This is a genomic window from Weizmannia sp. FSL K6-0777 (genome assembly GCF_038593185.1).
Lineage (GTDB): Bacteria > Bacillota > Bacilli > Bacillales > Bacillaceae_C > Weizmannia > Weizmannia faecalis.
The window spans coordinates 238,311-258,726 of record NZ_CP151971.1 but is presented as its reverse complement, the minus strand read 5'-3'; the positions used below and the strand labels follow the sequence as shown (position 1 = coordinate 258,726).

Annotated in this window: 14 protein-coding genes; 3 read left to right on the top strand and 11 right to left on the bottom strand. The window is 46.6% G+C overall.

What is annotated here, in order from left to right; translation table 11 throughout:
- Nucleotides 1–17 precede the first annotated feature (17 nt).
- The 6 genes from treC to NST70_RS01290 form a co-directional block, all read right to left on the bottom strand.
- Nucleotides 18–1,694, bottom strand: a complete 1,677-nt coding sequence (gene treC / locus NST70_RS01315) for an alpha,alpha-phosphotrehalase (RefSeq protein ID WP_014096405.1) — start codon at nt 1,692–1,694, stop codon at nt 18–20.
- Nucleotides 1,695–1,822: 128 nt separating this feature from the next.
- Nucleotides 1,823–3,241 carry a PTS system trehalose-specific EIIBC component gene (gene treP / locus NST70_RS01310; RefSeq protein WP_014096406.1) on the bottom strand — a complete coding sequence of 473 codons (1,419 nt, stop codon included), beginning with the start codon at nt 3,239–3,241 and terminating at the stop codon, nt 1,823–1,825.
- A gap of 30 nt (nt 3,242–3,271) precedes the next feature.
- A complete protein-coding gene (locus tag NST70_RS01305) occupies nt 3,272–3,754 on the bottom strand; it encodes a PTS glucose transporter subunit IIA (RefSeq protein ID WP_014096407.1) in 483 nt (160 codons plus the stop codon).
- Between the two features lie 532 nt (nt 3,755–4,286).
- On the bottom strand, nt 4,287–5,816 hold the full coding sequence (opuFB, locus tag NST70_RS01300) for an osmoprotectant update ABC transporter permease/substrate-binding subunit OpuFB (RefSeq protein ID WP_017550606.1): 1,530 nt from the start codon (nt 5,814–5,816) through the stop codon (nt 4,287–4,289).
- Nucleotides 5,809–6,765 carry an osmoprotectant update ABC transporter ATP-binding subunit OpuFA gene (gene opuFA, locus NST70_RS01295; protein WP_014096409.1) on the bottom strand — a complete coding sequence of 319 codons (957 nt, stop codon included), beginning with the start codon at nt 6,763–6,765 and terminating at the stop codon, nt 5,809–5,811. Before opuFA ends, opuFB begins: the two co-directional genes overlap by 8 nt.
- A gap of 1,502 nt (nt 6,766–8,267) precedes the next feature.
- Nucleotides 8,268–9,245, bottom strand: a complete 978-nt coding sequence (locus tag NST70_RS01290) for a D-glycerate dehydrogenase (protein ID WP_342475535.1) — start codon at nt 9,243–9,245, stop codon at nt 8,268–8,270.
- Nucleotides 9,246–9,407: 162 nt separating this feature from the next.
- Here NST70_RS01290 and NST70_RS01285 point away from each other — a divergent pair, with 162 nt between their 5' ends.
- Entirely contained in the window at nt 9,408–9,866 is a 459-nt protein-coding gene (locus NST70_RS01285) for a CBO0543 family protein (RefSeq protein WP_014096412.1), read from the top strand.
- Between the two features lie 129 nt (nt 9,867–9,995).
- Nucleotides 9,996–10,334: a DsrE family protein gene (locus NST70_RS01280; RefSeq protein WP_014096413.1), complete on the top strand. Its 339-nt coding sequence runs from the start codon at nt 9,996–9,998 to the stop codon at nt 10,332–10,334.
- 236 nt (nt 10,335–10,570) lie between these two features.
- On the opposite strand, the gene NST70_RS01275 is transcribed toward NST70_RS01280, so the two are convergent.
- Both NST70_RS01275 and NST70_RS01270 read right to left on the bottom strand, forming a co-directional pair.
- Nucleotides 10,571–11,749, bottom strand: a complete 1,179-nt coding sequence (locus NST70_RS01275) for an acetyl-CoA C-acetyltransferase (protein ID WP_014096414.1) — start codon at nt 11,747–11,749, stop codon at nt 10,571–10,573.
- Between the two features lie 447 nt (nt 11,750–12,196).
- Entirely contained in the window at nt 12,197–13,612 is a 1,416-nt protein-coding gene (locus NST70_RS01270; RefSeq protein WP_100183691.1) for an ISLre2-like element ISBco6 family transposase, read from the bottom strand.
- A 143-nt stretch (nt 13,613–13,755) separates the two neighbouring features.
- On the opposite strand from NST70_RS01270, the gene NST70_RS01265 reads away from it, so the two are divergent.
- Nucleotides 13,756–14,940: a hydroxymethylglutaryl-CoA synthase gene (locus tag NST70_RS01265; protein WP_017552043.1), complete on the top strand. Its 1,185-nt coding sequence runs from the start codon at nt 13,756–13,758 to the stop codon at nt 14,938–14,940.
- A 67-nt stretch (nt 14,941–15,007) separates the two neighbouring features.
- Here the strand turns inward: NST70_RS01265 and ltrA are convergent, their stop codons facing one another.
- The 3 genes from ltrA to NST70_RS01250 all read right to left on the bottom strand — a co-directional run bounded on the left by ltrA (nt 15,008) and on the right by NST70_RS01250 (nt 20,210).
- A complete protein-coding gene (gene ltrA / locus NST70_RS01260; RefSeq protein ID WP_043052493.1) occupies nt 15,008–16,417 on the bottom strand; it encodes a group II intron reverse transcriptase/maturase in 1,410 nt (469 codons plus the stop codon).
- Nucleotides 16,418–17,127: 710 nt separating this feature from the next.
- Nucleotides 17,128–18,417 (bottom strand): hydroxymethylglutaryl-CoA reductase, degradative, encoded by a 1,290-nt coding sequence (locus tag NST70_RS01255; protein ID WP_014096418.1) that lies wholly within the window; start codon nt 18,415–18,417, stop codon nt 17,128–17,130.
- Nucleotides 18,418–18,794: 377 nt separating this feature from the next.
- Nucleotides 18,795–20,210 carry an ISLre2-like element ISBco6 family transposase gene (locus tag NST70_RS01250; RefSeq protein WP_342475533.1) on the bottom strand — a complete coding sequence of 472 codons (1,416 nt, stop codon included), beginning with the start codon at nt 20,208–20,210 and terminating at the stop codon, nt 18,795–18,797.
- Between the last annotated feature and the right edge of the window lie 206 nt (nt 20,211–20,416).

Sequence of the window (20,416 nt, the reverse complement as noted above, 5' to 3'; positions counted from 1 at the left end):
CCATGGCAAAACCGGCATTACGATTCTGTCAAAAAGTACACAACAGATTCATACGGACGCAGAGTGAAAGAATGAAAATCCAGAGGAGAATCGGGATAATTGGAAATCAATATTTCAGCTACCCCGTCCAGTGTACCCGGCAGCTCAAACTGCACCGGTTCTCCGTAAAAATTATTCACCACCAGCAGCTTGCCGTCTTCACTTGTCCGCAAATAAGCAAAGATTCGCGGATGGTCCGGAAGCAATAGCTGAAAGTCCCCATCTGTGATGACGTCATACGTTTTTCTTAACTGAATGAGTTTTTGATAATGGTAAAAAACGGAGTTCGGATCTTTCAGCGCTTTTTCTACGTTAATATCAGGATAGTTGGAAGCGACTGCAATCCATGGCGTGCCTTCGGTAAACCCGCTGTTTTTCGTACTGTCCCATTGCATCGGTGTGCGCGAATTGTCCCTTGATTTCCGCATTAATATTTCCATGATTTCCGCATGGCTTTTTCCACGGCTCTGTAAAATGTTGTACATATTAAGGGACTCGACATCCCGGTACTGTTCAATCCGGTCAAAATGCGCATTGGTCATGCCGATTTCTTCTCCCTGGTAAATATAAGGCGTTCCCTGCATCATATGGATCACCGTTGCCAGCATTTTCGCCGATTCCACCCGGTACTTGCCGTCATCTCCGTATCTTGATACGATTCTCGGCTGGTCGTGGTTGCACCAGAATAAGGCGTTCCAGCCGCCGCCTTTATGCATGCGCGTCTGCCATGTGGACAGAATCTTTTTCAGTGCTAGAAAATCAAAATCGGCAGCCGTCCACTTGTCGCCGTTTTCGTAATCGACCTTCAAATGATGAAACTGAAACACCATGTCCAGCTCACGGGAAGCCGGGTTCGTATAGCGGATGCTGTTTTCAATCGTGGTTGAAGACATTTCCCCGACAGTCATCGCATTATATTTTGAAAACACTTTCTCGTTCATTTCATGCAAAAATTCATGGATGCGCGGGCCGTCCGTATAAAATTTGCGCCCGTCGCCCGGCGGGACTGATCCGTCATCATCGGGGAAATCCTGGTTTTTGGAAATCAAATTGATGACATCAAGGCGGAAGCCGTCAACCCCTTTTTCAAGCCAAAACTTCATCATGGTGTAGACTGCTTCCCGGACTTTTTCGTTTTCCCAGTTCAAGTCCGCCTGTGTCACATCAAACAGGTGCAAGTAGTACTGCCCGGTTTTTTCATCGTATTGCCATGCCGGCCCGCCGAACTTGGAGACCCAGTTGTTCGGTTCTTTCCCGTCTTTCGGGTCCCGCCAAATGTAGTAATCCCTGTACGGGTTGTCTTTCGATGATGCGCTTTCGATAAACCATCTGTGCGCGGTTGAAGTATGGTTGACAACGATGTCCATCATGATTTTTATATTTCGTGCATGCGCTTCTATAAGCAGTTGCTCAAATATTTCCATCGTACCGTACGTCTCATCAATGGCATAGTAGTCGCTGATGTCATACCCGTTATCGCGCTGCGGGGACGGATAAACCGGCGTCAACCAAATGACATCGATGCCAAGCTTTTTCAAATAATCTAGTTTCTCAATAATCCCTTCAAGGTCGCCAATGCCATCCCCGTTTGTATCTTTAAAGCTTTTAGGGTAAATTTGATAGACAACTGCTTTTTTCCACCAAGGTTGTTCCATTTTTTCCACTCCCAAATTGCTATCGTCGTAATGCCATGAAGGCTCGAAATATGATTTGGATGTTAAAGCGATCCAATTTTATATAGCCGGAAAGCGGCCTGCCATTGTACAGTCCGCTTTCCTGTCCTTTACGCTTTTTGTCTTTTTAATTTACCGAACAAGAAGGTCAGCACGAACGGCACGACAATGACGATCGCCATACCGGTAAAAAACGTTCCCCACGAATGCGGGAAGATGGACAAGAATCCAGGGATCCCGCCGACGCCGATGGCCGGGGCTTTCACATGTCCGGTTGCCAGTACAATCCCTGCAATGGCTGAGCCGATCAGTGCGCAAACAAACGGATATTTGAAGCGGAGATTGACACCGAACATCGCCGGTTCCGTAATACCGAGATAAGCAGAAACGGAAGATGTGCCGGCCATCCCTTTATCCACTTTGTTCTTTGCCAAAAACATCATGGCAAGCGCAGCCGAACCTTGTGCAATATTGGACATGCAGAGAATCGGCCACAAATACGTGCCGCCAGCGCTCGAGATCAACTGGAAGTCGACCGCAAGAAAAGCCTGGTGCATCCCTGTAATGACAAGGAGCGCATAGCAGCCGCCGTAAAGCAGGCCGCCGATTGCCGGTACATGGTTAAATACATATACGACAAGGCCTGTAATCCAGTTCCCGATGCCAAAAGTCAGCGGCCCGACTGCCACGAATGTCACAAATCCGGTTACAAGTAAAGCAATGGGGGCGACAAGCAGCAACTGAATGGCATCCGGGATCCGTTTTTTCAGCCATAGTTCAAGTTTCGCCAGAATAAAGGACGATACGAGGACCGGCAGCACCTGCCCCTGATAGCCAATTTTATTGACATGCCAGCCAAACAGATTCCATACCGGGATAGAGTGGCTTTTCAGTGCTTCACCGTATGAATAAGCATTCAATAAGTCCGGATGGATCATCATCGCGCCGAGCACAATCCCGAGAAGCGGATTGCCGCCAAACCGTTTCACAGCCGACCACCCGATTAAGATCGGCAGGAACGTGAAGGCGGTATTGGCAATGATGTTAATCATGTCCGCAAGCCCGGCCCAGCTTTCGTGAACTTGAATAAAAGACTTATGGGCGTAAAAAATGCCCTGGCCTGTCAAAAGATTGTTCAATCCCATTAACAAACCAGCTGTCACGATTGCCGGCAAAATCGGGATGAAAATATCGGAAAGCATTTTGACAAATCGTTGAAGCGGATTCATTTTCTTTGCGGCTTCGTTTTTCACATCTTCTTTTGAAGCGTGCCCGATACCCGTCAGTTCAACCATTTTGTCATATACTTTGTCCACTGTCCCTTGGCCGATCACAACCTGGTACTGTCCGTTTGCTGAAAAAGAACCTTTGACAAGATCGATTTTCCCCAGTTTTTCTTTGTCTACTTTTCCTTCATCTTTTAATGCAAACCGCAGCCGTGTCACACAGTGCGTTGCCACGGCAATATTGTCTTTTCCGCCTACTGCTTCAACAATTTGTTTTACAGATTCATTGCTGATTTTCGCCATGTTGTCATTCCTCCTGTCTTGTTGGCGATCTTACAACTGGGCAACCATGACCACCGTTTCTTTCGGCATAGCATCCAAATTTATTTTTTTGTCAAGATGAACTGCCTCGCCGTTTGTCACCACGATGGATGTGATGGTATCCGCCGCTTTTTCTTGAATCAATGCCAGATCAAAGGTGATGAGCGTATCGCCTTTTTTCACCTTATCGCCTGCTTTTACAGCGGTTTCAAATCCTTCCCCGTTTAATGTCACCGTTTCCAACCCAATATGAATTAAAAGTTCCAGCCCGGATGCGCCGCGCAGCCCGATGGCATGCTTCGTCGGAAAGACTTGCACCACTTCCCCGTCAAATGGCGCCACGAGGAGGCCTTCGGTTGGTTTTATCGCAATGCCGTCCCCCATCATTTTTTCGGAAAAAGTTGGGTCCGGCACTTCTTCAATGGCAACAACCTGCCCTCTTACCGGAGCAAAAATACGTTCTTCCTTTGGCTTCTTTTGAAATAATTTAAACATGATTGCCACCTCACTTTATTTCACAAAACCGTTTTCATTTACTCGTAATCTTGTATATACATCTTACATTCTCATCATATCCTGTATATACAAGTTTGTCAATAGCGCTTTCTTTTTCCCAGAAATAAAATGCTGCCGGTGTTTCATGGGGTGGGAAAATACGATTCAGGCATTGATTGAAGAGGCAAGGGGCAGACTACTAGATATGCTGATGCTAGGGCAGGGAATTGAAAAATTGTGGCAGGATCGTGGAATAACCTAACATGTCGATGGACGAGGGCAAAAATAAACTTAAGTTTTTACCATAAGCTCAAGCACCCATTTGCATGATAACTCCATTTTACAGCAGGCAACAGGCTGCAATATTTTGTGCATTTTATATCGCAGACAAATTTCGTGCCGGGCAATTTCCACCCGATACGGGGCGAAATTCCCGGCACAGATTAAAACTTTGGACTACCTTTGCAACAAGAGGTTCACGCATTCAACGATGCACCGTAACGTTTCCGCGGCACGCCCCGGCATAATCCGGTCACTTTTTCAGGAGCCCTTCTTTTACTAAAAAGGCTCTTGCAACATCTTCCGCTTTCTTACCTTTGACACCGACTTCATAATTCATTTTCTGCATTTGGGTGTTTGTAATCTTCCCGGCCAGCTTGTTCAATGCCGGCACAATTTCCGGATATTTGTCAACCGTTTCCTGCCGCAATAAAGGCGAACCCTGGTATGGCGGGAAGAAATGCTTGTCATCTTCAAGAACGACCAGGTGATACCTTTGCAGTTCGCCATCTGTGGAGTAGGCGTTCATTAGATTCACTTTGCCTTGTTGGATGGCATGGTACCGTACAGACGGATCCATTGTCACCACATGAAAATGCAACCCGTATTTTTTTGACAAACCGGGATATCCGTCTTTGATATCGGCAAATTCGGGGGTAAATCCGGCTTTTACGTCCTGTTCGACTTTTACAAGGTCCGATATCTTTTTCAAATGGTATTTCTTTGCAAAACTTTGCGGAACTGCAATCGCATAAGTGTCATTAAATTTCATTGGGCGTAACAATGCCATCTTGTATTTTTTGGCCATGCCTGCTTTTGCTTGCGCGTACACTTCCTTGCCGTCTGTGCTGACAGGGTTCTCTTTCAGCATGTTGACGATGGCTGTCCCGGAAAATTCCGGATAAAGATCGATATCCTTTGACTGCAACGCATTGAAAACAAAGGTTGTATCGCCCAACCCTGTTTTTAACTTCACTTTTAAATCTGTGTTCTCTTCAATCAGCAACTTGTACATATTGTCCAGAATTTCCGGTTCCGACCCCAGCTTGCCGGCAATCACAATCGTTTTTTGCCCGTCTTTATGAAGCAAGTTTGGCGCAACCAGTGAACCAACGATCAACACGATCATCAAGATAAAAATGCCGGATGCCACCATCATCTTCTTAAAAGAAACTTTTTCAAGCTGCCTGAGCAAAACATCGAAAAGAATGGCCAACAAGGCGGCAGGAATGGCACCGAGAATGACAAGGGCATAATCATTCCGGTCAATGCCAAGCAGGATAATGTCACCCAATCCGCCGGCTCCGATCAGCGCCGCAATCGTCGCTGTTCCGATGATCAAAATAGCCGCCGTCCGGATCCCCGCCATGATAACCGGCATGGCCAGAGGGAGCTCCACTTTTATCAGCCGTTTTCTTCTGTTCATTCCCATCGCCCTTGCTGCTTCCAATAATGAAGGGTCGATTTCTTTAATGCCAGTGTAGGTGTTGCGCAAAAGCGGAAGCAGCGCATATGCGACGAGCGCAATCACAGCCGGGACGGTCCCTATGCCAAAAAGCGGGATTAACAGGCCGAGCAAAGCCAAAGAAGGAATGGTTTGCAGCACGCCGGTTATGCCAATAATGGTTTCCGCGATTTTTTGTTTCCGCGTTAAATAAATACCAAGCGGGATCGCGATCAATAATGAGAAAAAAAGCGCGATTAATGAAATCTCTATATGTTGTAAAAGGGCGTCCAAAAGCTGGGCTCTCCGGTTTGAAAAGGTGGTGATGAAACTACTCATGCATCCGGCCTCCATCCCTTAAGTATTGTGACATGACTTTCATGGCGTGCGGGCGGTTGATCACCCCGACCATTTTTCCGCCATCCTCAACGGCAATCTGTTCAAACGAGGCCAGCTGTTCGAATACCTCTGCCAATGGAGCCTGTAAAGAAACGGTTTTCGTTTGGGGCAATATTGCCTGTTCATCTGTAACCGGGACCATGAGTTCCTCCAGGCGGACCGGCACCTGTTTGTTCCCGACAAATTCGCGTACAAAATCGTTCGCGGGGTTGGTTAAAAATGCATGCGGCGTCCCGACCTGAACGATTTCCCCGTCTTTCATGAGACAAATCCGGTCCCCGAGTTTCAATGCTTCCCGCATATCATGGGTAACAAAAACGATTGTCTTTTTCAGCCTCTGTTGAATTTCAAGCACATCATCCTGCAATTTTTCCCGGCTGAACGGATCGAGCGCGCTGAATGGTTCATCCATCAAAATGATTTCCGGATCGGCAGCCAAAGCCCGTAGAACGCCCACTCTTTGTTGTTGCCCTCCGGAAAGTTCATGAGGTTTCCGGTTCCGGTATTCTTTCGGGTCCAGGCCCACCATTTCCAGCAATTCATCGACACGGGTACGGATTCTTTTTTTGTCCCAGTTTTTCAGTTCCGGCACAACCGCAATATTTTCCGCAATGGTCATATGCGGGAAAAGCGCAATTTGTTGGAGCACGTATCCGATATCCCAGCGAAGTTCATGAATATCATAATCGCTGATTTTCTTTCCGTTAATTCGGACCCAGCCTTTTGACAGTTCGATGAGGCGGTTGATCATTTTTAATGTTGTCGTCTTCCCGGAGCCGCTCGGGCCGATCAGAACGAAAAATTCCCCTTTTTCTATTTCCAAATCCAGAGACTTTACAGCAAGGGTCCCGTTCGGAAACTGTTTCGATACATGTTCAAACCGGATCATTTTATCTCTCCTTTATCAATGAATTCTCGATTATCCGGCACTTGAACTGCACCGGGTTTTCGGAATAAAATGCTTCTGCGTTCATTTTCCGGCAAATTTTTGGTGAATTCGTAGACTAAGCACGATCCGCGTTTATTTTTGGCAAAATATCGGCCTGTTCCTTCATATATAACCTGTCTGTGTTTACTTTTAACCAAAATTTCGCTTGTTTCCTTAACGTAGAGCGCTTCTATGTTAAGATACGCGGCGGATTTCAGCTGCTTCCTTAACGTAGAGCCACTCTATGTTAAGATACAAGACAGATTTCGCCTGCTTCCTTAACGTAGAGCCCTTCTATGTTAAGATACAAGACAAATTTGGCTCCCTTTCTTAACGTAGAGCCTCTCTATGTTAAGATACGCGGCGGTTTTGGCTTGCTTCCTTAACGTAGAGCCTCTCTATGTTAAGATACGGCGAAGGTTTGGCTCGCTTCCTTAACGTAGAGCCCTTCTATGTTAAGATACAAGACAGATTTCAGCTGCTTCCTTAACGTAGAGCCTCTCTATGTTAAGATACACGGCTGTTTTCGCGCGCTTCCTTAACGTAGAGCGCTTCTATGTTTAAGATACACGGAAAATTTCAGCTGCTTCCTTAACGTAGAGCTCTTCTATGTTAAGATACAAGACAGATTTCAGCTGCTTCCTTAACGTAGAGCCTCTCTATGTTAAGATACGCGGCGGATTTGGTTCGCTTCCTTAACGTAGGGCCACTCTATGTTAAGATACAAGACAGATTTCGGCTGCTTCCTTAACGTAGAGCCTCTCTATGTTAAGATACACGGCAGATTTGACTTGCTTCCTTAACGTAGAGCCTCTCTATGTTAAGATACACGGCAGATTTGACTTGCTTCCTTAACGTAGAGCCTCTCTATGTTAAGATACACGGAAAATTTCAGCTGCTTCCTTAACGTAGAGCGCTTCTATGTTAAGATACACGGCGGTTTTGGCTCGCTTCCTTAACGTAGAGCGCTTCTATGTTAAGATACAAGACAAATTTGGCTCCCTTTCTTAACATAGAGCCACTCCAGATTCACCTTTCAACCAAAATTTTGCGGGATTTTCACACTGACAACCGTTTTACACACGGTTCCATTCCTTATAAGGATCTCTCTTGGTCGAATCAGGCCAACATTGGATATTTTTATAAAATAAATCTGCCAAAAAAGAACAATTGTTCCTCATTATATTACATTAACGAATGGTTTGTCTACATCCCCGCTTACTCATTGATATACCCCTTGGAAAATAAAAAAAGCGGATGCTCCCGCCGTAAAAACAGTGGCGTTCCCCGGCAAGCAACCCGGCCGGGGAACGCTCATTGTAAAAATACAGCAATCATGTTTATCAGAACCGTTCCATTGCCATCAGGATTCTTCGCCCGTGTCTTTCAAGCTTTCCCTGCATCATGCCAAAACAAAACAGCGCTTGCCGAACGAATCGGAATCGTTCAGCAAGCGTTCGTGATTACGCCCGGCCGCGGAAAACTTCCCGGTTAATCAAATTGGGCGGACATTCTCCAAGCAGCCCTTTCGTGAGATTTTCAACCGCCAGTTTTGCCATTGCATAGCGTGTTTCGTGTGTAGCAGAGCCAACGTGCGGAAGGGTGACGACATTATCCATTTTTAAAAGCGGGTTATCCGGCGAAACAGGTTCCTGTTCATATACATCAAGGCCGGCCGCATAAATGATTTTTTCCTGAAGGGCTTTGACAAGCGCCGCTTCATCTACTGTCTTACCCCTTGAACCATTGACAAAAACGGCCGTTTTCTTCATCATTTTGAATTCCCGTTCCCCGATTAACCGGTGCGTTTCCGGGGTAAGCGGCACCATCAGGCAAATGAAATCCGATTTTTCCAGCAGTTCATCAAGCTCACAGTATACCGCATCATACAGCTGCTCGGCTTCCGGGTCGCGGGAACGGTTATGGTATAAAATGTCCATATCAAAACCGAAATGGGCCCGTTTCGCAATTTTGCTTCCGATTCTGCCCATTCCGATAATGCCAAGCGTTTTATGGTGAATATCAATGCCGTAATGCTCAGTGGAAACAGGCGCTTTCCAATTTCCGTTTTTGACAAGCCGGTCCAGTTCCGTAAATCGCCGCGCCGCTGCAAGCATCAAGCCAAAGATGGTATCCGCTGTTGTTTCATCGAGCACACCCGGCGTATTGGTTGCCATAATCCCCCGCTCTGTTAGCAACGGGATATCGAGATTGTCATATCCGACCGTTATATTGCTGATGATTTTCAAGGCCGGTGCGTGGTCCAGCAATTCTTTTCCTGCCCGGAGCCAGGAACCAAGCAGCCCGTCCGCTTCCGCTAAGTCAGGCAGAAGATCGGAAATATCCTTGCCCCCCGGTATGTAGCGTACTTCAAATGTTTCCTTCAGCTTTTCAATCAAATCCCCAGACAGTTCGCTGTATACCAATACTTTTTTCGCCAACCGAGCCATCCCCCTTTGTTTACGTTATTCTTGTAAAATTATAACAAAGAATAAGGCGAGCGTCCTTTAACCGGGTTTCCGGAATGTGCGATTTTTTGTAATCTCCCGGCCAAAATAGGATAGGATAAGAAAAAGCCAATCCTGGAATCGGGGTGTTGAAGCATGGTATTCCTTATCATTTTGATGATTGTCCTGAATCTGTTTGCTTTTCTCATGCCCAAAAAATTTAGTGGCATTGAAATGCTGTGCACCACCCTGTTTGCCATGTACCTTGAATTAATCGTCAATTTATTTCTGGATCTCAAGTATGATCTTTTTGGATACTTTACAAAAGGAGTCGACTGGAAAGCCCTTTGTTATTTGTTTGGGATTTATCCGGCCATCAATATTACCTTTATCAACTTTTTTCCAAACCGGTTCCGCACCCGGTTCCTCTATATTGCAGGATGGACGATCGTGGCGATGGTTTTTGAGTTTTTGTTCATCATGACGGGTACGTTTTACTACAATGGCTGGAAACCTGTGTATTCTGCTATTGCGTACCCTATCCTCTTTTGCATCCTGGCGTTATTCTATCAGCTTGTTCACCTGCTTTTGCTCAAATATACCCTCAACCGCTAGGCATCCAAAAAAATGGTTAAAGAAACCGCGGCACTGAACGCCCCGGGCTTGTGGCAGCCGCCGTATCTGGCACGGGAAAAGTCTGGCAGGATTTGCTAAAATAGAAAGAAAGTCATTGAGGTGGAGACATTGAAAAACAAAGTTATTTTGCTTGCATCGGATCAGCTTGGAAAAGGAGAACAAGAATTGGGGGAAGGATTGTTGGAAACCTTCTTTACCATCCTGAAACAAAAGGAAGAACTGCCGGCCGCTGTTTTTTGCGTAAACCGCGGTGTGTTTACGTTAACAGAAGGCTCGCTTGTTTCCCTTCAATTGAAAGAATTGGAGGAAAAAGGCGTGGACGTTCTTGCTTGTAAAACCTGTGTGGACTTTTATGGGCTAAACGAAAAACTTACAGCTGGAAAAATCAGCAGCATGGCACAATTTGCAGAATTAGCATCCAAATATGAAGTCCTTACATTATCCTGACCAGGTGGGAAAATCTCATTCGGACTAAAAAATAGAGAAAAAGCCCTGCATCAGGCAGGGCTTTTTCTGTTCTTGCTAAATCCCGGCGATGTCACGTGCGCCTAACCAGCTTCGAAATACCGAGGCCGGTGCACACATTTCTTTTTTTCATTTCATGCAAGAGCAACAGCGGAAAAGTTTTGCGTCTGACAGATTTTTTCCTCACTTTTCCAAAAAGCCGGAAAATCCCGGTGGTGTCAGGTGCGCCCGACCAGCATCGAAATGCCGATGCCGCCGCCGACACAAAGCGAGGCAAGGCCGGTGCGCACATTTCTTTTTTCCATTTCATGTAAAAGTGAAACGAGAATTCTTGCGCCGGATGCCCCGATCGGATGCCCCAGTGCAATCGCCCCGCCGTTAACATTGACTTTTTCCGGATCAAGCCCCAAATCCCTGATAACGGCAAGGCTTTGGGAAGCAAAAGCTTCGTTCAGCTCGATTAAATCCACTTCTTCAAGGGATGCACCAGTCTTTTCAAGCAGCTTTTGAATTGCATAATAAGGGGCATAACCCATGATGGAAGGGTCCACTCCTGCTTCTGCATACCCTTTAATGACCCCGAAATAAGGAATCTTTTTTTCATCCGCAAGTGATTTTTCCATTAAAACAACAGCAGCTGCGCCGTCATTGATCCCCGAAGCATTCCCTGCTGTGACAGTACCGTTTTCGAGAAAAGCGGGTTTCAGCTTCGCGAGCCCATCAAGCGTCGTATCGGGGCGGACATGCTCATCCTCGGAAAACAGCATCTCGCTTCTTCTCTGTTTTACTTTTACCGGCACAATTTCGTCTTTGAAGCGGCCGGTCTTTTGTGCCTGTGCGGCTTTTTGCTGGGATCGAAGCGCAAAACGGTCCTGTTCCTCGCGGGAAATGCCGAATTTTGTCGCCACATTTTCCGCCGTCAAACCCATATGGATGCCTTCAAATGCATCCGTCAGGCCGTCGCGCAGCATGCTGTCTGCCATCGCCATATTGCCAAGCTTATGGCCCCAGCGTGCCTGTTCTGCAAGAAAGGGCGCACGCGACATGTTTTCCGCCCCGCCGGCAACTATTATTTTCGCCTCACCAAGCTGGATCATCTGGGCAGCAAGCAGCACAGCTTTCAATCCAGAGCCGCATACTTCATTCACGGTTACGGCAGGCACTTCATACGGAATGCCGGCTCTGACTGCCATTTGCCGGGCCGGATTTTGACCGAGACCCGCCGACAGAACATTGCCAAAAACGGCATAATCGACCTCCTGTGCAGAAACGCCGGTGCGCCGGATCGCTTCTTCTGCGGCAATCGCACCCAGTTCCACAGCAGATATATCTTTTAAACTGCCGCCGAATTTCCCGATCGGGGTCCGGACGGCGCTGATAATCGCAACTTCATGCATATACGTTTACTCCCTCTCTGTCATTTCCCATCCACAATCCTAGCAACTTGTACTATAATGGGAAGGTGTCCGTGCATCGTGATAAGTTGTATTTCGACACCGTTTATATTAAATTATTTAGTACAGTTTCTCAAATTTCAATAACAATTCGTATGTGTCAAGTTTTTCTCGACAAGGTTTAAATATCGGGTATTCCAAGACACTCTTTTTGTACACTTTCGGCTACCGTGCTTTACTTGCTCGGTGTAATTTTCGGAAAAGATGTAATATTTCCGTATAAAGATGGATAACGGGGATGTTGAGGCGCGCGAAATTCACTCGCTTTCCGCGGGCGGCCGGCGAGCCTCCTCGCTCGTACCTCGCTGCGGGGTCTCTCCTGGCTCGCTTTTCCCGCAGGAGTCTCGTAAATTTCGCGCGCCTCAACGATCAGTCCCCACTGAGCCAGGCTTAAAACGAAAGCTCTAATATTTTGCTTAAATGTCCCATTGCCGATGAACTGCTTGAATGCAGGGCAACTGATCCGTGCTTTACGCCCACTGACGGGCGTACAGGCTGCTTGAGTAGTTGAGACATCCTGATGGATTGTTTCAAGTTCCGTTGCTTTCTCTCGCTTCTTGAACGGTGTTTCAGATAGGCTTCTCTCAATGTCCCATTGAGTATGCCTTGTTTGATTTTCACCATGGCTTCTGCGCCAAGTTCACTCCAATGCATGCCCCTTTTTTTCATCCTGAAGGAGATATGCCTTTGATTCGATTCCATCGCTCCTAGGCCTCTCGCACCTTCCGGCACGTTTTTCACCCTGTCTCTCCAGTCAAAAATGCGGTCCCAGTTTTTCAAGATATACGAACGGAATTCCTTGATTTTCTTGAGGGCCTTTTTATCCGTCAAGGTGCTTTCGTGCGTATCCAAATATAACGTGAATTGGTCCAGGTCATGCGTTCTAATCGCTTTTCTAATTTGCTCCTTGATCTCGCTCTTTCCGCCCCCAAATGTCCTTATGATGGCTTGTGCAACGTGGTAGGTATCCAGCTGGTTGAGCACCGGAAATTCCGACTGTGAGAATGCTGTTTGAAACCGTTCAGCTGTGTACCCAGCACCTCCATCACTGTTTGTAATGACATGCGCTTTTTCGAGGGAATAGGTGTTGGCAGCTGTGGCTTGGACTTCATCCCAAAATGTCTGAATGTCTTCCGTCGTCATGATGACTGTGGGCTGACGCAGGGAGACCCTTTTTCCATTGGTTTCCCATCCCTCATAGAGAATGGCGTGGTGGACTTCCATACTCTGTTTCTTTTTTAGTCCCCGAACGAATACACCATCTGCTTCAGAAAACAGGTAGTCTACCTTCTTCCCCTCAGGCAGGGAAACAGCTATTTCTAGCTCTTCTACAAGTGCCTTATCGGCTTCCGCCTGAGTTTTCCCTACGTGTTTTACCATGTTCCCTACAGTTGTGTGACTAAGACTCACTGCTGTCCACTCTTTTAAAATATCAGCTACTTCCCGATAGGTGTTCTCACTTGCCAACTCTGCCACCTTTAATTCCACTAACGGGCTGTATCGTTGGTGTGGTACCAGCCCTAACCATTCATCCAGAGGATAATGGGAATTTCCTCTCTTGTCATGCATTAATGAGCGTTTAAAGGTCACACTTCCAAATAGAAACTGAATGTTTCTGTTATCACTCCGGCAGTACACCCAGCCCTCCTCTAACTTCTCCTGTTTAATTGTTTTATCTAACTCTTCAAATATTTCCCCAACCCATTGTGTAAAAGCCTTCTGCATCAGAAGTTTAAGCTGTTCTTCAAATTCGATAAGACTCTTTGTATCCTTTAATAATCCAGCAATTATTGATATAATATCCATGGGAAGACCTCTCTCTCTAGATGTTCATCTTGAAGTGTACAATTAGATGATAGAGCGTCTTCCCATTTTTTTCCACTCATATGCCCCGTCGAGTAAAATTTTACACATACTAACAATTCCTGTAAAAAAGGTGTGAATAGCAGTTGCAAATCGGAATAGACAAGATCGGGTTTTATACCCCGCATTTATATGTTGACATGGAAAAACTGGCACTTGCCCGGAATGAGGACCCTGGAAAATTTTTAATCGGAATCGGCCAGGAAAAAATGGCCGTCGCCCCGGTGACCCAGGATGCGGTGACGCTCGCAGCCAATGCGGCGCTCGAAATTTTAACAGACGAAGATAAAGAAAAGATCGATTTTGTTATTTTCGGCACGGAATCCGGCGTCGACCACTCGAAGGCAGCTGCAATTTATGTGCACCGCCTGCTCGGTTTAAAACCGGAAGTGCGGGCCGTTGAAGTGAAAGAAGCATGCTTCGGTGCTACGGCAGGGCTGCAAATGGCAAGAGGGCATATCGCCCTGCATCCGGAAAGCAAAGTGCTCGTGCTCGGGTCCGATATTTCAAGATACGGATTGAATACTTCAGGAGAGGTTACCCAAGGGGCGGGCGCCGTCGCTATGGTCGTAAGCGCCCATCCGAAAATTCTTGCGATTGAAGAACCGAGTGTGTATCATACGGAAGACATCATGGACTTTTGGCGGCCGGTCTATTCGGATTCCGCTTATGTGGATGGCAAGTTTTCCAATGAAAAATACATCAGTTTCTTCCAAAATGTCTGGAAGCAGTACAGAGAAAAAACCGGCTTTACGCTAAGTGATTTCAAAGCCATTTGCTTCCATATGCCGTATACAAAAATGGGCTTAAAAGCGCTGAGAACGGTGTTGGATGAAACGGATGAAGACGGGCGCGAAAGACTCCTGGCCCATTATGAAACAAGCAAAAGTTATAACAAAATAGTCGGGAACATTTATACCGGCGCTTTGTATTTGAGCCTGCTTTCCCTGCTCGAACAAAATACAAATATAGAAGCAGGTGCGAGGATCGGCCTGTACAGCTACGGTTCCGGCGCAGTCGGGGAATTTTTCTCAGGGATCCTGCAGCCGGGCTACCGTAAAGCCTTGCAGCCGGCCCGCCATCAGCAAATGCTCGAGGCACGAAAAGAAATTAGCGTTGCCGAATACGAAGCCATTTTTACCACATCGCTTCCAAACGACGGGTCGGCCGTTACCTTGCCGGTGAACGAGGATCCGGCCACCGTTTGCCTTGCCGGAATCGAAGGGCACAAGCGGCAATACGTTAATAAAAACAATCGAGTAGGAGGCTAATCATTATTTGATTAGCCGACCTCTCACACCACCGTGCGTACGGTTCCGTACACGGCGGTTCTAAAGTTTACGACCGTACAGACAGATAATAATCCAGAAAACTTATATATCTTGCTCTTCGGAAGAGTTCGTTTGTAAGGGTTCTGGCTAATATATGGCTGCCGGAGATTCTCCAGTAGCCTTTTCTTGTGTTAGCCCATTCCCACGCCTTTCTTTTATTGATCCCTAATTTCTTGAGCCAATAAAATCTTGTGCGTACTCTCTTCCATCTTTTCCAAGTTACCATTCGCATTCTTCTTCGTGTCCATTGGTCCAGTCTGGTTACCAGACTTTTCATATCCGCTAGCTTGTAGTAATTTACCCATCCTCGGACAGTGTCGTTTAGCCTTTTCTTTCTTTCCTCTACGCTTAATCCGTTGCTTCTTCCTGTGATTCTGCGAATTTTCTCCTTTAATTTTTGAACACCCTTCGGGTGTACCCGGAATTTGCATTTTCCTTCATAAAGGTAGAATCCATAACTCAGGAACTTGATGTTTCTAATATGTGTGATCATCGTCTTCTCTCGATTCACTTTGAGTCGCAATTTCCTCTCAATGAATGGGAGAATGTTATGGTATGTTCTTTCGCAGCTTCTTCGGCTCTTACAGAATATGATCACATCATCAGCGTAACGGACAAATCGGTGATTTCTTGCTTCCATTTCTTTATCCAATTCGTTTAACATTACATTGGCAAGAAGCGGACTTAGTGGTCCTCCTTGTGGAACACCGAAATCATTTGTTGTCCTTATTCCTTTGATCATAACACCTGCATTTAGGAATTTATGGATTAAGGAGATTACACGTCCGTCGTGAATTGTTTCACTCAATATCTGGATAAGCTTACTATGGTTTACCGTGTCAAAGTACTGTTCTAAGTCCAGGTCTACTACATACTGGTATCCTTCATTTACATTCTTTTGGCACTTGAGAAGTGCCTGATGTGTACTTCTATGTGGTCGGAAACCATAGCTATTGTCTGAGAACTTTCTTTCATATATAGGGACTAGGACCTGCGAAATGGCTTGTTGGATGACTCGGTCTACTACCGTTGGTATTCCAAGTTTCCTTGTTTTCCCGTTGTCTTTTGGTATTTCTACCCTTCTAACGGGTTGGGGCTTGTATGTCCCATTTCGAATGGAGAGGACGAGTTCCCTCTGATGTTCAGTTAGGTATGCCAAAAGTTCACCTGTTTTCATTCCATCGACACCGCCCGCACCTTTGTTTTTCTTTACCTTTTTATAGGCACGGTGCAGGTTATTACTTGAAAGGATTCGTTCGAGCATCCATTCGTTCTGTCTGTTGGTGTTAGTGGTGTTGTTTTCAGTTATCCTCTTGAAACTATGCCCTCTGCCATATCCTTCCTGTTCCGCAGTATCTTTTTGACAGCAGGTTTCTTCCTGTTTTCTGCATTTGTTCGTTTCTTCGGTAACTTTCATTGACTTCCACTTCCTTTAGTTCAGCCCTTCCTTCGATGCTCCAGGCATCTCCGTACTATGGCTTCTGCTGACTTCTCACGGCAAATCTTGTTTCAACCAGGTTTCATACTCTGTTTCCACCTGTCCATGAGACCTCCCGTGGTAAGGTGATTCACTTTCATTCCATGTACCCGCACCATTTACGTTTCCACATCCGGATAGCTTTTGGGCTTTGACTTGTTCAGCAGCCTTACCCTGTGAGAGTACGCCTAATGATGTTCGTGTTCCTCGGGTCAGAATTTTGCCTCCAGCTTCCTTCAGATTCCATCTCACGATGGACACCCTTGCTCTTGGCTAATGGTTGGTCGCTACCTACCCCCATAGCGGACTTACACCGCCTAGCGAATCGCCATGCACGGCGCACTGTAAAAACGAGAGGCATGCTTAAAGCGTGCCTCTCGTTTTTGCTAAAGAGAATAAGCGCAGGCCACTTTTCAAAAACGGAGATGTCGCCGTAAGCACGGGCCTCAGTGGTTCCATCCAGCTTTAGGAAAAACCGCCTGCCTGCCAGAAGCCGCTGAAAAGCTCCAAAAGAAGAAAACGGTGGGACATCACCATAATCGTGTCTCACCGTTTTTTTTCTATATTTTGTTCAGTACCTCGGTATTCTTGGCGCCGTTTTTCATACCCGCGTGTTTTTTCTTCCTATCTGTGTTCAGTGCCCCCGCCTGTCATCCTCTGATTTCTTTTAAAATTTCCTTTGCCGTAGCAAGATCAATTGTCCCGCTTTGTTTTAGTTTTTCTGCAACCCGGTCAATTTCGCTTCCGGAGGCACCTGCTGTGATAGCGAGCGATTTGGCGTGCAGTGCCATATGCCCTTTTTGAATCCCGTCTGTTACAAGAGCTTTGATGGCGGAAAAGTTCTGGCCAAGCCCAGCGGAGACAATGATCGATTCCAGTTCTTTTGCATTTTGGTAACCCAGCAGCCGCTTGCTGAAACCGGCAGCAGGGTGGATGCTGATCTGGCCGCCGACTGTCCCGACCGGAAGCGGAAGGGTGAGGCTGCCAAGCAGGTCTCCGTTTTCTGCCTTGCTCCAAATAGAAAGGGAACGATACTTGCCGGACCTTGCTGCATAGGCATGGGCACCCGCTTCAATTGCGCGCCAATCGTTTCCGGTTGCGATCACAACGGCATCAACGCCGTTCATAATGCCTTTGTTATGCGTTGCAGCCCGGTAAGGATCCGCGTATGCAAATTGGGCGGCTTCAATGATCCGGTCGCGGACTTCTTCACCGGACATGCCGTTTTTTTCAAGCAATGACACGGGAATCCGGCATTCGGCCGTTGCCAGGCATTCAGTGGCATAATTGGAGAGAATGCCCATTAATGCCCGTCCCCCTGTCCACTCTTCCAAATGCGGTTTGATCGCCTCCGCCATGGTATCGATGATATTCGCACCCATTGCTTCCAGCGTATCAATATGGAGATGGACAACAAAAAAAGCAGGTGTGCCGGCTTTTTCATCAGCCGGGATCAGACGGACTTCCAATTTCCGGGCCCCGCCGCCCCGCTTCACAATCGAAGGCTTGGCTTCATTTGCCGTTTGCAAAAGTTCTTCCTCATGGGCCATCACCACCGTTTTCGCACGGATCGGATCCGGAACTTCCATTAACGCCACCTGCCCGATCATCATACGATTGCTCACTGTCGTTCGGAAACCGCCTGCCTTGTTGATGATTTTTGCCGCCGAACTTGCCGCCGCCACAACAGAAGGCTCCTCAATCGCCATCGGGACGACATACTCTTTTCCGTCAATCAGAAAGTTCAATGCCGTACCATATGGCAATTCATATTTGGCAATCTGGTTTTCAATCATATGGTCCGCCGTTTCATCCGGCAGCACAAGCCCTTTTTCAAGCAGCGCGGCATCTTCGGCTGAAATGGCCTTCGCCTGTTCCAGCGCCTTGATTCTTTCAAGCCGGTTTTTTTCGTAAAATTTATGCAAAGGTTGCTTTTCCATATTTTCCTCCTCTGTGCGCGATAAAGTGCATACATTTATTTTAACGCATTTCAGGGGGAAAACCAGCCATCCAATTTTCCGTATGTGTCAAGTTTTTCTCGACAAGGTTTAAATATCGGGTATTCCAAGACACTCTTTTTGTACACTTTCGGCTACCGTGCTTTACTTGCTCGGTGTAATTTTCGGAAAAGATGTAATATTTCCGTATAAAGATGGATAACGGGGATGTTGAGGCGCGCGAAATTCACTCGCTTTCCGCGGGCGGCCGGCGAGCCTCCTCGCTCGTACCTCGCTGCGGGGTCTCTCCTGGCTCGCTTTTCCCGCAGGAGTCTCGTAAATTTCGCGCGCCTCAACGATCAGTCCCCACTGAGCCAGGCTTAAAACGAAAGCTCTAATATTTTGCTTAAATGTCCCATTGCCGATGAACTGCTTGAATGCAGGGCAACTGATCCGTGCTTTACGCCCACTGACGGGCGTACAGGCTGCTTGAGTAGTTGAGACATCCTGATGAATTGTTTCAAGTTCCGTTGCTTTCTCTCGCTTCTTGAACGGTGTTTCAGATAGGCTTCTCTCAATGTCCCATTGAGTATGCCTTGTTTGATTTTCACCATGGCTTCTGCGCCAAGTTCACTCCAATGCATGCCCCTTTTTTTCATCCTGAAGGAGATATGCCTTTGATTCGATTCCATCGCTCCTAGGCCTCTCGCACCTTCCGGCACGTTTTTCACCCTGTCTCTCCAGTCAAAAATGCGGTCCCAGTTTTTCAAGATATACGAACGGAATTCCTTGATTTTCTTGAGGGCCTTTTTATCCGTCAAGGTGCTTTCGTGCGTATCCAAATATAACGTGAATTGGTCCAGGTCATGCGTTCTAATCGCTTTTCTAATTTGCTCCTTGATCTCGCTCTTTCCGCCCCCAAATGTCCTTATGATGGCTTGTGCAACGTGGTAGGTATCCAGCTGGTTGAGCACCGGAAATTCCGACTGTGAGAATGCTGTTTGAAACCGTTCAGCTGTGTACCCAGCACCTCCATCACTGTTTGTAATGACATGCGCTTTTTCGAGGGAATAGGTGTTGGCAGCTGTGGCTTGGACTTCATCCCAAAATGTCTGAATGTCTTCCGTCGTCATGATGACTGTGGGCTGACGCAGGGAGACCCTTTTACCATTGGTTTCCCATCCCTCATAGAGAATGGCGTGGTGGACTTCCATACTCTGTTTCTTTTTTAGTCCCCGAACGAATACACCATCTGCTTCAGAAAACAGGTAGTCTACCTTCTTCCCCTCAGGCAGGGAAACAGCTATTTCTAGCTCTTCTACAAGTGCCTTATCGGCTTCCGCCTGAGTTTTCCCTACGTGTTTTACCATGTTCCCTACAGTTGTGTGACTAAGACTCACTGCTGTCCACTCTTTTAAAATATCAGCTACTTCCCGATAGGTGTTCTCACTTGCCAACTCTGCCACCTTTAATTCCACTAACGGGCTGTATCGTTGGTGTGGTACCAGCCCTAACCATTCATCCAGAGGATAATGGGAATTTCCTCTCTTGTCATGCATTAATGAGCGTTTAAAGGTCACACTTCCAAATAGAAACTGAATGTTTCTGTTATCACTCCGGCAGTACACCCAGCCCTCCTCTAACTTCTCCTGTTTAATTGTTTTATCTAACTCTTCAAATATTTCCCCAACCCATTGTGTAAAAGCCTTCTGCATCAGAAGTTTAAGCTGTTCTTCAAATTCGATAAGACTCTTTGTATCCTTTAATAATCCAGCAATTATTGATATAATATCCATGGGAAGACCTCTCTCTCTAGATGTTCATCTTGAAGTGTACAATTAGATGATAGAGCGTCTTCCCATTTTTTTCCACTCATTTGCCCCTTCGAGTAAAATTTTACACATACAATTTTCCAGCTTGCCATCTTCCTTCGTGCGTTTTTTTATCTTAATAGCCACGTAGATAATTTTTTAATAATTTAGTTTACTCAGAAGAAACGGGG

Bases quoted from the DNA above. Each gene is read 5' to 3' on its own strand.
- treC (WP_014096405.1), bottom strand. From the start codon at position 1,694: ATGGAACAACCTTGGTGGAAAAAAGCAGTTGTCTATCAAATTTACCCT.
- treP (WP_014096406.1), bottom strand. From the start codon at position 3,241: ATGGCGAAAATCAGCAATGAATCTGTAAAACAAATTGTTGAAGCAGTA.
- NST70_RS01305 (WP_014096407.1), bottom strand. From the start codon at position 3,754: ATGTTTAAATTATTTCAAAAGAAGCCAAAGGAAGAACGTATTTTTGCT.
- opuFB (WP_017550606.1), bottom strand. From the start codon at position 5,816: ATGAGTAGTTTCATCACCACCTTTTCAAACCGGAGAGCCCAGCTTTTG.
- opuFA (WP_014096409.1), bottom strand. From the start codon at position 6,765: ATGATCCGGTTTGAACATGTATCGAAACAGTTTCCGAACGGGACCCTT.
- NST70_RS01285 (WP_014096412.1), top strand. From the start codon at position 9,408: ATGGTATTCCTTATCATTTTGATGATTGTCCTGAATCTGTTTGCTTTT.
- NST70_RS01275 (WP_014096414.1), bottom strand. From the start codon at position 11,749: ATGCATGAAGTTGCGATTATCAGCGCCGTCCGGACCCCGATCGGGAAA.
- NST70_RS01270 (WP_100183691.1), bottom strand. From the start codon at position 13,612: ATGGATATTATATCAATAATTGCTGGATTATTAAAGGATACAAAGAGT.
- ltrA (WP_043052493.1), bottom strand. From the start codon at position 16,417: ATGAAAGTTACCGAAGAAACGAACAAATGCAGAAAACAGGAAGAAACC.
- NST70_RS01255 (WP_014096418.1), bottom strand. From the start codon at position 18,417: ATGGAAAAGCAACCTTTGCATAAATTTTACGAAAAAAACCGGCTTGAA.
- NST70_RS01250 (WP_342475533.1), bottom strand. From the start codon at position 20,210: ATGGATATTATATCAATAATTGCTGGATTATTAAAGGATACAAAGAGT.